Origin of the sequence: Methylocucumis oryzae, from assembly GCF_000963695.1 — a bacterium.
In the GTDB taxonomy this organism is placed as follows: domain Bacteria; phylum Pseudomonadota; class Gammaproteobacteria; order Methylococcales; family Methylomonadaceae; genus Methylovulum; species Methylovulum oryzae.
In genome coordinates, this window is the sequence record NZ_LAJX01000153.1 from 1 (window position 1) to 12,832 (window position 12,832).

Consider the following 12,832-nt stretch of genomic DNA (forward strand, 5'->3'; position numbering starts at 1 on the left):
TTCATTTACGTGCTGCCTCTAGCGCTTCAATACGCTGAATTAAGTCTGTTGTTTCAATAAGTTTAGCCTGGGTTCCTAAATTAGATAGCAACTGCCCGCCAATATCGGATGAAATATCCCCGCGAGCAATGCTGTCAATTACATATTGTCCGATAGTTGCCAAGGTATCATTACTCGCTATATCGATAGTCACCGCTTCTGTTTGTGGCTTAAGCGGCGGACAAATTCTGTCCAGCAAAACTTTACATGCTTGCACATCACCAGCTTTGGTTTGAGCGAATAAGGTTTTGAGAATTTCTGGCGCGTGTAAAACAATTTCCTGTCGTATTAGCGTTGCCGCCGTCTTGCCTTTGGGTCTACCGTTTGGGTTGCCAGATTGGCCGGGTAAAAATTTACTCATTGCTGTTTATTACCTGAAAATATCAATCAATAGCCTCATAATCTGCTAAAAATAACGAACAGGTTACAATATCGTTATATCAGTTGTGCTCATTATGCCATACACAAGCCATTGACATGATTTAGTGCATGATTCTCGTGGCTAACATTATCAACGGATAAATAACAAAAACTTGCAGTTTTATCGCTAAAGCCTAGATAAATCTGGTATTGGGTCTGTGTCCTAAATTTCAAGCACAAAAAAAGCCGGTGTTACCCGGCTTATTGACAATAGATTTATAGAGTCGTATTAATGACTATTATTAATCAGTATGCTTATATTATTACTACCTGTATTAGCTGTAACTAAATCGAGTTTAGCATCATGGTTTAAATCACCTATTGCTATTGATTGAGGAAATGATCCCACTGAATAATTCATCTTATCCTGGAATTCACCGTTACCTTTCCCTAAAAGAATGCTTAAATTATTATCGTTTCCGTATGTTGAGGCAACCAAATCAGGATTACCATCACGATTTAAATCGGCTATAACAACTGAATTTGGGCGATTGTCAAGCCCATAACTTAGTTTTAAACGGAAACCACCTTTACCGTTGCCTAAAAGCGCAACTAGGCCATTATTTATTGACGCAAACAAATCTAGTTGACCATCATGATTGAGATCACTTATTGCTACTGCTGCACCATTATTACCGGTTAAATATTTTCCTTTTGGAATATATCCACCATCACCATCACTCAAAAGCACACTTAAGCCCTTATTATTAAGGTTTGCTGTAACCAAATCAGGATTACCATCACGATTTAAATCGCCTATTGCTACTGAATTGGAACCCAAAACGGTGTAATCTGCTTCAGGAAGGAAACCACCTTTACCGTTGCCTAAAAGAATACTTAGGTAATCGTGATCAGGATTTACAACAACTAAATCAGGATTACCATCATGATTAAAGTCACCTATTGCTATTGAAGTCGGATAATAACTCACCGAGTAATCTGTTTCAGGAAGGAAACCACCTTTACCATTGCCTAAAAATACGGCTAAGACGCCGGGTAAATAATTTCTACTAAACGACAACGGGCCTCCAGAAACAATATCAAGAATGCCGTCATGATTAAAGTCTTCAATAGCCACTGAAATAGGTGATATATTTTCAGTTTGTATGGTAGAAGATTGTGAAAAACTGCCGTCGCCTTTGCCTAAGAATATTTTAAATACGCCTACGTCGTTATTAAAACCAACAGAAACAATGTCCGGCTTCCCATCCCTATTAAAATCACCAATCGCCACGGAATATGGTTTAGCATTAGCTGAATAACTTATTTTAGGGAAAAAAGAAAGTCTTTCGGCATGGAGTTGATCGCATACCCCAATAGTTACGAGTGCAATTAATAAATATTGTTTCATTTTTTCTTGTTTATAAATTCTAACGTGAAAACCTTATAGCATTTTACCAACTTACTGTAAAATATTTTTTTAGATTGTCTGCTTTCTAGCCAAATTACTTTAGCTATTCCTTAATCTGCTCTATAGCATCCTAGCTTTTATACCTTATCAACCATCAACGAATAAGCGTTATAAGACCTACCTGCTGGACTTTGCTTTTTGCCCAAATAGGTTATGGCTACCAAGTCCCCTTCAGTCGCATCTTGTGCTTTGAGATTTTCTTTTAGCCAAGGTGTTAGCCATGCTGCAGTGGTTTGGCCGTTTTCGTCCTTAATTAAAATCTGATAGTTTTCCCCATAAACGCCTACCCGCTTTTGGCTTCCAATGTACTCGCCTATAAGCGACTCATTCGGCTCAGGCTGCCATACCTCTATCGGAGTACTTGCACGGGTTTTAAGTGCGTTAATGCGGTCGTTTAGCGTCATCAATTCAGTATTCATCTTCACAATTCCTTGCCGGTTTGTGCGGCGTTTTTGTTAATTATTTAACCATTATTGGGGGTGATGAGTTTTACCTCCCCCCTCTGAAAATTAAAAAATTTGAAAGTTTAGAGTTTTTAGCATTTTTAGAAAGTTTAGACGGTTTAAGCAATGGCGCGGCCTGTACAGCTCAACACACCACCCAGCCTGGCTAAAACCTACAAAACCCTCTTTCTGTTTTTCAGTTTTCCAGTTTTTCAATAAGGGGGGGGGGTAAAATTTCAATTGCCCCCCTGTTTCACCGCTTGGCAAGTCTCAACCCTAGCTTGGCCTGGTGGGTAAATACCGTTTAAACGTGAGTAAATTTTGGCGTTTTTATGACCTGACAATAGAAACCATCGGTGACCCTTGGCATAATCGCTGCCTGTGTGTTCAGCTAGAACTTTGTTAATCTGCGCATTGCTAAAGCCATAGTTCCGGTGTACGTTGTTCACCAAGTTGGTTTTAAGGGTGTCGCCCTGTTCTAGGGCTGCCAGTATGGCATTGATAACGGGCTTGTCCTTTTCCAGCCATTCATTTAACCACCGCTCCTGCTTTGCCTTTTCCGCTGTGTCCTGATTTATCTGTTCAATTGAGTTTAGCCGTTGCTCATAACTTTGGCCGGTCGCTGTTGAGTAACTATAAACCGCTTCGGTGTCAACGTCGCCTCGCGCCTTGATGTTCTCAAACAACACTCTTTTTTTGCCTTGCTCGCAACTAATTTCATCTAATGTGTATGCGCAGTCTACGTCGTCAACAATATCGGATGTGCCACCAAAAACTACCTTGCCATCTCCGTTCCGGTTTTTGTTGGTATGAGCCAATAAAATCAAACGTCCCCCCACTGGCGACAAACGCTCTGCCAGACTTCATAAAATCGGTTGAGGTTTTTTTATCCATCAAATCCGCGAACTTTTTTTAACGTGTCCAAGATGATGATTTTGCCGTGCGCGCTTTCGTCCCTAACCATCGCCTGTATATAATTAACGAACAACTTGGCTTCAAAACCATTGTGACCAGGGGCAAGCATTTCAAAGCCATGCAGTTCAGCTAATTTCAATTTTTCGACCAATCCCCTATAGTTATCATCAGCATTGATATAAAAAACATCTGCCCCTTCGATACCCTTGGCGCTAATGGCTTGGATAAGCAACCAAATGGTAAGCAACGTTTTGCCCGTATTCGGTTTGGCATAAATGGCGGTAGCCTGCCCATAAATGGCAATCCTACCTAACACGAATCGGTTATCTAACATTATTTTTTCCATCTCGTTTGAGCGACCTTTTAGGGAAAATTGGGCAAGGTTAAAGGGTTGCTTTGGACTTACTTCCTGCGGCGACTCTGGCGCGTTTTTTGGCCTGTTCCTCCTGATAAAGTCGCTGATTGTGTTTGGTAACTTCACTATTCCAGTTTAGTGCCGCTGTCCAATCGCCGCCGTGTTCCAGTAAGCGGAAACAATCAAAGGCATCATGGGCAAATCCATCGTTCAGCACATCGCCGCCATGACTATAAACCCGCTCCACGCCATCGGTGCAATTGTGCATAATGACCGTACCCGGTGCTTTAGATGAACTGCCGGGCCTGATAAACCTATCCTTCCCTGTACGCATGTAACCGTTGCGCGTAAGTACATCCGACACACAACAAGACTGGTTAAACTCTTGGATAGGGTTACGCCAGTTCGGTAACTGTTCGCCTTGCTGAGGTTTGTGTGGTGCAATTTTGGGCGGTTCAGCTATGCCTAATGCAGAATCAAGGCAAGGCTTCCAGTCGCCCCAGTTTTGCAGCATATCCAGTAAAACCGCTGGCGCTTCGGGAATCGCGGCAGGATTGCCAATAAACTGATACGCGCCGCCTTCCGGGTGCTGTCCAATAACCACATCTTGGCAATTGCCGGAGCGCAATTCGAAAATCGATTTCCCGTCATGCTTGAGTTGCCGCAAGCCAGCAGCAGTAAAGCCAGTCGGCAGGGTAAACAACAATTTACCCCGATTCGCTTTAGGGCTTTTGATTTGCACACGCTCATTATTTTCTAACCAATCTAATAGTTGTAAATCGGTGGTATCCTCAAACACTCTACGCGCCAGCTCAACATCATCTAAATCAAGAGCAAGTGTATTAGACGCGCTGTGATATAAGCCAAAATTGAAGCCGTCACAACCGATAATAGCATCAGGGCTGTTAGTGTAACCATTGGGGTTTTGAGGGCTACGCGGCTTATTCCAGCCTTTTCCTGGGGCTTTGGTGGGTTTGCCGTTATGGGGTGGAATCGGTACAAGATGCAATCCTGCATCGGTCAATTGTTTTAAGGTTAGCGTAAAATCAGACATAGCCCCCCCATGTTACCAACAGTAACGCGCTAAGCTGGTAAATGGCTGCTTTGAAGCGGTTTTGTCTTAAGTTAAAATGACATTTGCAAAATCGTTTAAATGCCGTGCAGGTACACCGCGCGTTTTTTTTGCCACTCATCATTTCACCCCAGCTACATGGTTTGCCGCTTTGGTCTCAAGCTCCCGAACCGTAGTTATGCGATTTTGTTTTAACCAGGCTTCCAGCTCCGTGCGGTCAAATGCCAGCAATTTGCCTCGTGGTTTGTAGTGTGGAATCTGCTGTGTTGAAGTTAGTTTGTAAAGGTAGGATTCAGACAAACCAGTGAGATAGGCAGCCTCTTCAATATTTAAGACTTGTTTGTTAGATACGGCATAGCCCATCAGTATATCTAATTTTTTACTGATGTCTGCCAAGGTTATGGCTTGTGTATTTGGCATTTTTAACCTTCTTTTCGTTTCGTTAACTTTATGCGTACTTTAAACAAGCGTTAAACGCTTACAAGTTAAGGCGAAAGTTTCCAACAAGCCACGCCATTCAAGGCCTGCAAGGTTAATCTGTGTAATACTTTGTAAAACTCTCGCTGAGAGTTTAGTTTTTTTTAAAATTTGATGTTAGAAAAGGCTTTTAGGACTGTCGAGGGATTAAACTTTTTGCCACCACGCTTATAAACTTTATTCTCGGTCATTTTTTCAACTGTTTTAATAGCTAACAATTTTTTTATTATTTTTCAATCTGTTGTCGGCCTCCACCAGTTTTCGGGCAAAATAACGCGCCGGAACATACCACTTCTGTTTTGGCTCCGGGTCTTTCGGTTCTGGTATGAAACAAGGCTCAGCATCGTTGTTCTTTCCAGTCTCTAAGGTTGCTACATTTTTTTTACGGATTATATCGGCAGCTGTGAACTCATGCGGTTCTTTTAAAACACTTTTATGCACCGCCTTCCAGCGACCATCATCATGATATTCGATAAATTCGTCTACCTCGCTAACTTTGACGCGGCCGATAGCTGCTAAAATCTCACTCTCACGCTCTGACAACTCAACGGTATTAGCTCTTTCCGGCAATGTCATCCAAACGGTTGTCATTCCATGTTCATAATTAACTTCTACACCGGCAATGCCGTCTTTTGGCTTAGGCTCCCATGTAACATGTGCAATACCATTTTCATCAGGATAAAAGGTAGTCATCCTGCGAAGGCTTCCATAGTAATAAACTTTTACTTTTTTTCATCAAACACTCCATTAATAAAGTGTCGGCATTACTGAAAGGTATTAACCAAAAATAGGGCAATGACTCCTGCATACCCCGTCGGGCTATCTGGTTTAATTCGATTACAGACCTATACTTGGTATTTTGTGCATAGCGTCTTTTCTGACACTGTCGATAATATCAGCGTAAATTTGAGTAGTTTTTACTTCGCTATGCCCTAGCAGTTTAGACGTGGTGTAAATGTCCACACCATTACATAGAAGGCTGACAGCAAAAGTATGCCGTCCTGTGTGAAACGTCACATGCTTTGTTATGCCCGCCGCCATACACCAGCGCAATAATTCCGTATTCATATAGGCGGAATACTTAAGTCCGCTAAATACCCTGCCACACCCTGCTGCTCCAAGCAATGTATAGGCCTGCTGAGTTATATCCAGATATTGTAGGTTGCCGGTTTTTTTCTGGTTAAAGGTAATCCGTTGTACTCCATCAAATTGGCTAACCTCAGACCAATCTAGTTTATTAATATCACTCCAGCGTAAACCAGTTAGGCAACTAAACAAAAAGGCATTTTTCAAAACACTATAACGGCAATCGGTTTTAACTAGCGCTCTAACCTCGTCTATCGTTAAATAAACCCTTTTATTTTGTTCGGGTGCAATACCTTTCACTTGTGTTAACGGATTTTTAACAATAATTCCTTTAGCGAATGCGTCGTTGATAACTGCCCGCACTTTGTTGAAATAAGTAGATGCTGTGTTTTTGCTAATAAGGTTACCGCTCTTGGTTTTAGCTTTGGTGTCAAAAAATACTCGCACCCCTTCCACCCAATCAGCGGTGATTTGTTCAAAAGCCAGCGAGTCATCTGGACAATGAGTTTTTAATTGAACCAAGCAGGCTTGCCATGTGGCGTAATTGCTGCTGCTTTGATTGGTTTTTTTGGTCTCCATAACCTTTTCAAAGAAACGATAAAAACTGGCACTAAGCTTAGTGGTGTCTGTAAATCCGTGCTGCCCGCTTGCTGCCTCTACTAAACGCTTAGCCTTAATATTTTCCACCAACAAGTCTGTGTCTTTATTGTGTTGTTTCTCGGCTTTGCCCTTCGGATCGGTATAAAGGAATTGGTCTAGTTGCTCTCGTTTCCGGTTATGTTTCGTCTTGCCACTATCGTCAACATAACTCCCGTACCAATACACCAGTCTAATAGACTGTTTATCGCCTTCTTTGTTGGTACGTTTCTCAATTGTAATTTTCATTTTTACCCCTTTTTACCCCTTACTACAACTAATGGGTAATATAGGGGTAAATAATAGGCAAGTAAAGGAAAATATAGACCAATAAAAAAGGCCTGTATCTCTACAAGCCTTTGTAATTTTTAACTTTATTTGTATGTTATTTTCTCTTACTTCACAACTTCACTTTCCAATACAAAAACTGGCAAATATCTTACCTAATAATTCATCCGAACTGACTTGCCCTGTGATTTCACCTAAGTGCTGTTGGGCGATTCTTAGCTCTTCTGCCACCAGCTCAAACGCATAATGCGTTTTAAGTTGCGCTAAAGCCTGTTCTAGGTGGTGTTGCGCTTGCGCTAATGCGTCTAAATGCCGAGTTCTGGCCATAAAAACGCTGGCTTGTGTTTGAAAGCCGACTAATTTTTTAATTTGCTCGGTTAATAATGCGACACCGGCACCGGTTTTAACTGAAATATAACACTCTGCGCCGGTTGCTGTTTCAAGCACACTGGGCGCTACACCCACTAAATCGATTTTATTGAATACATGGATACGCTTAATGCGTTCAGGTAATACTTCAATCTCTGCAAGCTCAGGACTCGGCAACTGCTCCTGCGTTGCTCTACTACACGCCATCCATGGCGTTAAACGCACATCTTGCATAAATAACACAATATCGGCGTTGTTAATTTCTAAGCGGGCGCGGCGTATACCTTCCTGCTCTACCACATCTTGACTGTCTCTAAGCCCAGCCGTGTCGATGATATTAATCGGCAAGCCATCGATTTGAATCCGTTCACGCAACACATCGCGGGTTGTACCTGGAATATCGGTCACAATCGCGGCATCATGTCCTGCTAAGGCGTTAAGTAAGCTGGATTTTCCTGTGTTTGGCTTGCCGGCTAAAACAAGACTAATACCTTCGCGTAATAACCGACCTTGTTGTGCGGTTTGGCCAATCGCGGTGACTTGTTGTAATAAACGCGTCAGACGTTGTTCGACCACGCCATCGGTTAAAAAAATTGATTTCTTCATCAACAAAATCAATAGCCGCTTCGATATAAATTCTTAATTCAGTGAGTTCATCGACTAAGCCGTTAATCTGTTTGGAAAATACGCCTTGTAAGGATTGCTGTGCTGAGCGTACCGCTTGTTCGCTATGGCTGACTATTAAATCGGCAATCGCTTCAGCTTGTACTAAATCGATTTTATTATTTAAAAACGCACGTTGGCTGAACTCGCCAGGCTGAGCTAGCCTAGCGCCTAACGCTAACACGCGTTTTAACAGCATATTGCTAATGACGCTACCGCCGTGTCCATGTAACTCTAACACGTCTTCACCGGTAAACGAGGCAGGGGCAGGGAAGTACAACGCGATACCGGAATCGATAATCACATTGTCTATGTCCAAGAATGACGTGTAAACGGCCGTTCTTGCTGGGAGTTTTTTTCTAGTGAGTTGGGCAATAATATCAGGAACTAATGTACCTGAGATTCTAATGACCGCAACGCCGCCATTACCTGGCGGCGTTGCTAAAGCAGCTATGGTATCTTGGTTAATGCCCAGTGCTGCCATCGCCACCAATTTGTTTAGTGATATACGATTGTTGCAGAATCGATAACGTGTTGTTGACCACCCAGTACAAGACTAAACCGGCTGGGAAGAATAAGAAAAACACGGTAAACACGAGCGGGAACATTTTGATAATTTTAGCTTGTATGGGGTCGATAGGCGCTGGATTCAGCGATTGCTGAATTTTCATCGTAATCCCCATGATAATCGGCAAGATAAAGAACGGGTCTTGTACCGATAAATCTTCTATCCATAAGATAAAGGGCGCTTGTCTAAACTCTACGGTTTCGCTTAATACCCAGTATAACGACATAAACACGGGGATTTGAATCAATATCGGTAAGCATCCCCCTAAAGGATTGACTTGTTCTTTTTTATACAACGCCATCATTTCATTGTTAAAACGCATTCTATCGTCTTTAAAGCGCTCTTGTAGCTCTTTCAAACGTGGCTGAATTTTGCGCATTTTCGCCATTGAGCGAAAACTTGATTGCGTTAATGGGAAGAATAATAGCTTGATACATAACGTGACGCCGATAATCGCAAAACCCCAATTACCTAATACGCTATGCAAGAAATTTAACAATGAATAAATCGGCTTACCGATAAAGGTTAACACGCTGTAATCAACGGTTAACTCTAAGCCAGTAGCGACTTGTTCCATAATAGGTTGAATCTTAGGACCTGAAAACAATTGCGATTCTAATTTTACTGATGAGTTATCAGCAACACTGACCGACGGCGAATAAGAACCTATGACAAAACGGCCATCAGGTAACTGTTTAGTGTAGAAATGATTTTCTTGCTCAGACGGGGGTATCCAGGCAGTAGCAAAATAATGCTGAATCATCGCCGACCAACCACCTGGTGAGGCCACATCTAAGTTAGAGCCTTCCATGTCGTCGAAACTAACTTTTTGATATTTATTTTTTTCGGTATAAATGACACCACCATCGTAAGCGCGCATACCGGTCATAAAGTTGCTTTTTTGTTCTTCGGGTACCCGCACTAATTGGTTGTATTGTCTACCTGACCAAGGTGCTCCTGAATGGTTAGTAACTTCTTGGGTTAAGCCAATATCGTAACGATTGCGTTTAAAGGTAAATGTTTTAGTAACGCTAATGCCTTGTCCATTCGTCCATGTCAGCGGTACGCTTAATTCATCTTGTCCATCTGCTAAGGTGTATTGGGTATTAGCCGCGTCATACACCGTGTAGTGGTCAGGTGCGGGAGATACACCGGCATCGGCAATTAAACCACTTTGTGCTGCAAATAATTTTTGCACATCATCATTGAGTAAGCGAATCGGCGCATGATTAATTTCAGCGACCGATAAGCCAATTAGGCTGCGTAATTTATTAACAACGCTATTATCTTTTTCGACAGGGTATTTTAATAAATCTAAACGACGAATCGTGCCACCTTGCGTGTCGATTTCTAAATCCAATACATCGGTTTTAATCGAAACGATTTTAGTCGCTGTCGCTATAGGCGGGGAATTGGCTGCTAATGCACTAGATTGAGCAGAATCAGGTGCTGTGCTGGCGTTGTTGGCAACGGGTAAATCATCGTGCTTAGCAGCACTAGATTCAGTATTGACAGCGACAGAAGGGGTAGGCTTTGGCCCGTAATCCTGCTCCCATGCTTGCGTCATCATTAACACGATAGTGCCTAGTGCGACTATCAGTAAAAATCTTAAATTATCCATTCTTATTACCAAATTTTTCTGGAACTGGATCCATGCCACCAGGGTGATAAGGGTGACACTTCAATAATCTTTTGAGCGTAAGATAAAGGCCGATGGCTACGCCATAACGCTTTAGGGCTTCCAAGGAATAATTTGAACAGCTTGGATAAAATCGACAATTAGACCCAAGTAAGGGACTGATAAGATATTGATAACACCTTATCAAAGTTATAAGCACGAAGCGCATCGGTTTACCAACCTAATCCAGTGTTTTTCCAATGACTTGCGTAATAATTCCAGCGGGGCATTGACAGCGTCCTTACGTGCTAAGACAACAATATCGATATTCCCTAAATCCTGTCGTAGTCTAAAATTTTCCCGAACAGTTCGTTTAATCACATTCCTGTGTACGGCTTTTTTTTATATTTTTTTTAGCAATTGCCAAGCCCAACCGAGGGTGATCTAAATCGTTTTTAATCGCCAATAACGTAAAATATTGGTCACTAGATTTAATAGGCTTGGCAAAAACTTTTTTTTATATTCAGCTGGTTTTTTTAATCTCAGCCGAGCAGGAAAGCGAAAATCGTCCGCAATCACTGACAAACTACAGTGCCAATTTATATCGGCCTTTTGCTCTACGAGCATTTAACACTTTACGACCACCTCTAGTTGCCATACGGGCGCGGAAGCCGTGAGTTCTAACACGTTTAATTTTACTAGGTTGATATGTACGTTTCATTTCAGCTTACCTGTGTAAGTATTATCAAAATCGGATAAAAAAGACACGGGATGATAAAATAATCAGTATATGATGTCAATTTATACTGCTTACGTTTTCTCGGCAACTACTCCTGCGTTTTCTGCCTACTACACGCCATCCATGGCGTTAACTGTTAAGCTACTAACCTTTTTTTGAAAATCAATATCTTAAACCAATGAGCTCAATCTGGGATAACTGTCTGGCTAAACTTGAAAATGAAATCTCAAATTCTGATTTCAGTACGTGGATACGTCCGTTACAAGCGGTTGAAAGCGACGGTCTTCTTAAGTTATTAGCCCCTAACCGCTTTGTTTTAGAGTGGGTTAAACAACACCATTTCAACCGCATAGAAGAAACCATACACCAATTTTCCAATGGTAAGTTAATCGTTAGCCTTGAAATCGGTTCTAAAAAAACCATTACCCCAACAGGGCAACCGGCCAAGCCTGGGGAAACGAAAAAATCAACACCCAATTATTTAAACAAAGCATTTAATTTCGATAATTTTGTCGAGGGTAAATCTAATCAAGTTGCGCGTGCTGCATCGATACAAGTCTCAGAAAATATCGGTAAAGCCTATAACCCGTTATTAATCTATGGCAGCTCAGGCTTAGGTAAAACGCATTTAATGCACGCCATAGGCAATGCGGTGTTAGAAAAACGTCCTTCCGCTAACATCATGTATTTGCATTCAGAAAAGTTTGTCCAAGACATGGTTAAAGCGTTACAACAAAATACTATTGATTCATTTAAACAGTTTTACCGGGCTATTGACGTATTGTTAATTGACGATATTCAATTTTTTGCCGGTAAAGAGCGTTCTCAAGAAGAATTTTTCCATACCTTTAATTCATTATTAGAAAAAAAGCATCAAATCGTCTTAACCTGCGATAAATACCCTAAGGAAATTGTAGGGTTAGAAGATAGGCTTAAATCTCGTTTTGGCTCCGGTTTACCGGTGTCAATTGAACCGCCTGATATGGAAACCAGAGCGGCTATTTTGATGAAAAAAGCCGAACAAGTGAATGTCAATCTTGCTCAAGAAATTGCGTTTTTTATTGCTAAACGCATTCCATCCAATGTGCGTGATTTAGAAGGCGCGTTAAGACGCGTCATTGCTAATGCTCAATTCACCGGTAGAGAGATTACCATTGAATTTACTAAAGAAGCTTTGCACGACTTAATTACCTTACAAGATAAACTGGTTAATATCGACAATATTCAAAAAACTGTCGCGGAATATTACAAAATCCGCGTTTCTGATTTATCGGCCAAAAACCGTAAACAAACCATCACCCGCCCTAGACAAATTGCTATGTCGTTAGCCCGCGAGCTAACCTCGCATAGCTTCCCCGAAATTGGTGACGCCTTTGGTGGGCGTGACCACACCACTGTTATGAACGCGTGTAAACGCGTCAGTGAACTAAAAGAATCTGATGCTAAATTTGCTGAAGATTATTCAAATTTATTAAGAACACTCGCCCATTAATAATGTGGATAACTGTGTGAATTAAATGTCAGCATGGTGTGTATAAGCTTGTGTATAACGGATTCAATAATGAAGCTGTTGTTTTATGCACAAGTTATACACAATGTTAATAATTACATTCTATTAATAACCCTTTGATTACAAGTAATAAAAATTGGTTTTACACATATACACCCGCTTAATAACAATAAAATAAATATTTTTGTCTTATATTGTTATTAGCCAATCAAAAACAATAAAA

General features: G+C 41.4%; 17 protein-coding genes and 1 pseudogene. 2 read left to right on the top strand and 16 right to left on the bottom strand.

Annotation, left to right across the window (positions count from 1 at the left end; all coding sequences use genetic code 11):
• Nucleotide 1: 1 nt before the first annotated feature.
• From VZ94_RS14675 to VZ94_RS14685, 3 genes are all read right to left on the bottom strand, one after another.
• Nucleotides 2–400 (bottom strand): DUF5681 domain-containing protein, encoded by a 399-nt coding sequence (locus VZ94_RS14675; protein WP_045779799.1) that lies wholly within the window; start codon nucleotides 398–400, stop codon nucleotides 2–4.
• Nucleotides 401–688: 288 nt separating this feature from the next.
• The gene (locus VZ94_RS14680; RefSeq protein ID WP_045779800.1) at nucleotides 689–1,810 is read right to left on the bottom strand and encodes an FG-GAP repeat domain-containing protein; all 1,122 of its coding nucleotides are present in this window, start codon (nucleotides 1,808–1,810) and stop codon (nucleotides 689–691) included.
• Nucleotides 1,811–1,947: 137 nt separating this feature from the next.
• Nucleotides 1,948–2,289 carry a hypothetical protein gene (locus tag VZ94_RS14685; protein WP_045779801.1) on the bottom strand — a complete coding sequence of 114 codons (342 nt, stop codon included), beginning with the start codon at nucleotides 2,287–2,289 and terminating at the stop codon, nucleotides 1,948–1,950.
• A gap of 20 nt (nucleotides 2,290–2,309) precedes the next feature.
• Here VZ94_RS14685 and VZ94_RS26045 point away from each other — a divergent pair, with 20 nt between their 5' ends.
• On the top strand, nucleotides 2,310–2,483 hold the full coding sequence (locus VZ94_RS26045; protein WP_157844944.1) for a hypothetical protein: 174 nt from the start codon (nucleotides 2,310–2,312) through the stop codon (nucleotides 2,481–2,483).
• Nucleotides 2,484–2,549: 66 nt separating this feature from the next.
• On the opposite strand, the gene VZ94_RS14690 is transcribed toward VZ94_RS26045, so the two are convergent.
• The 13 genes and pseudogenes from VZ94_RS14690 to rpmH all read right to left on the bottom strand — a co-directional run bounded on the left by VZ94_RS14690 (nucleotide 2,550) and on the right by rpmH (nucleotide 11,081).
• Nucleotides 2,550–3,140 carry a C1 family peptidase gene (locus VZ94_RS14690; protein ID WP_157844945.1) on the bottom strand — a complete coding sequence of 197 codons (591 nt, stop codon included), beginning with the start codon at nucleotides 3,138–3,140 and terminating at the stop codon, nucleotides 2,550–2,552.
• A gap of 59 nt (nucleotides 3,141–3,199) precedes the next feature.
• The gene (locus tag VZ94_RS14695) at nucleotides 3,200–3,562 is read right to left on the bottom strand and encodes an AAA family ATPase (protein WP_045779803.1); all 363 of its coding nucleotides are present in this window, start codon (nucleotides 3,560–3,562) and stop codon (nucleotides 3,200–3,202) included.
• Between the two features lie 49 nt (nucleotides 3,563–3,611).
• The gene (locus VZ94_RS14700) at nucleotides 3,612–4,637 is read right to left on the bottom strand and encodes a bifunctional DNA primase/polymerase (RefSeq protein WP_045779804.1); all 1,026 of its coding nucleotides are present in this window, start codon (nucleotides 4,635–4,637) and stop codon (nucleotides 3,612–3,614) included.
• Nucleotides 4,638–4,775: 138 nt separating this feature from the next.
• A complete protein-coding gene (locus tag VZ94_RS14705; protein WP_204369161.1) occupies nucleotides 4,776–5,075 on the bottom strand; it encodes a helix-turn-helix transcriptional regulator in 300 nt (99 codons plus the stop codon).
• Nucleotides 5,076–5,336: 261 nt separating this feature from the next.
• Nucleotides 5,337–5,825, bottom strand: coding sequence for a hypothetical protein (locus tag VZ94_RS14710; RefSeq protein ID WP_045779805.1), 489 nt, complete (start codon nucleotides 5,823–5,825; stop codon nucleotides 5,337–5,339).
• Nucleotides 5,826–5,969: 144 nt separating this feature from the next.
• The gene (locus tag VZ94_RS14715; protein ID WP_045779806.1) at nucleotides 5,970–7,103 is read right to left on the bottom strand and encodes a site-specific integrase; all 1,134 of its coding nucleotides are present in this window, start codon (nucleotides 7,101–7,103) and stop codon (nucleotides 5,970–5,972) included.
• Nucleotides 7,104–7,262: 159 nt separating this feature from the next.
• A complete protein-coding gene (locus VZ94_RS33300) occupies nucleotides 7,263–8,087 on the bottom strand; it encodes a tRNA modification GTPase (protein WP_439097741.1) in 825 nt (274 codons plus the stop codon).
• The gene (locus VZ94_RS33305; RefSeq protein WP_439097740.1) at nucleotides 7,996–8,658 is read right to left on the bottom strand and encodes a tRNA modification GTPase; all 663 of its coding nucleotides are present in this window, start codon (nucleotides 8,656–8,658) and stop codon (nucleotides 7,996–7,998) included. The genes VZ94_RS33300 and VZ94_RS33305 overlap by 92 nt, the downstream gene beginning before the upstream one ends.
• Nucleotides 8,639–10,363 (bottom strand): membrane protein insertase YidC, encoded by a 1,725-nt coding sequence (gene yidC / locus VZ94_RS14725; RefSeq protein ID WP_045779807.1) that lies wholly within the window; start codon nucleotides 10,361–10,363, stop codon nucleotides 8,639–8,641. The genes VZ94_RS33305 and yidC overlap by 20 nt, the downstream gene beginning before the upstream one ends.
• Nucleotides 10,356–10,589 (bottom strand): membrane protein insertion efficiency factor YidD, encoded by a 234-nt coding sequence (yidD, locus tag VZ94_RS24565; protein ID WP_082081702.1) that lies wholly within the window; start codon nucleotides 10,587–10,589, stop codon nucleotides 10,356–10,358. Before yidD ends, yidC begins: the two co-directional genes overlap by 8 nt.
• Nucleotides 10,571–10,744 (bottom strand): annotated as a pseudogene (locus VZ94_RS29280) (ribonuclease P protein component); the annotation flags it as partial. The gene yidD and the pseudogene VZ94_RS29280, both read right to left, overlap by 19 nt.
• A complete protein-coding gene (locus tag VZ94_RS29285) occupies nucleotides 10,734–10,826 on the bottom strand; it encodes a hypothetical protein (protein WP_239649971.1) in 93 nt (30 codons plus the stop codon). The pseudogene VZ94_RS29280 and the gene VZ94_RS29285, both read right to left, overlap by 11 nt.
• A gap of 120 nt (nucleotides 10,827–10,946) precedes the next feature.
• On the bottom strand, nucleotides 10,947–11,081 hold the full coding sequence (gene rpmH, locus VZ94_RS24575; protein WP_082081703.1) for a 50S ribosomal protein L34: 135 nt from the start codon (nucleotides 11,079–11,081) through the stop codon (nucleotides 10,947–10,949).
• 196 nt (nucleotides 11,082–11,277) lie between these two features.
• Here rpmH and dnaA point away from each other — a divergent pair, with 196 nt between their 5' ends.
• On the top strand, nucleotides 11,278–12,591 hold the full coding sequence (gene dnaA, locus VZ94_RS14735; RefSeq protein WP_045779809.1) for a chromosomal replication initiator protein DnaA: 1,314 nt from the start codon (nucleotides 11,278–11,280) through the stop codon (nucleotides 12,589–12,591).
• Nucleotides 12,592–12,832: the final 241 nt, after the last annotated feature.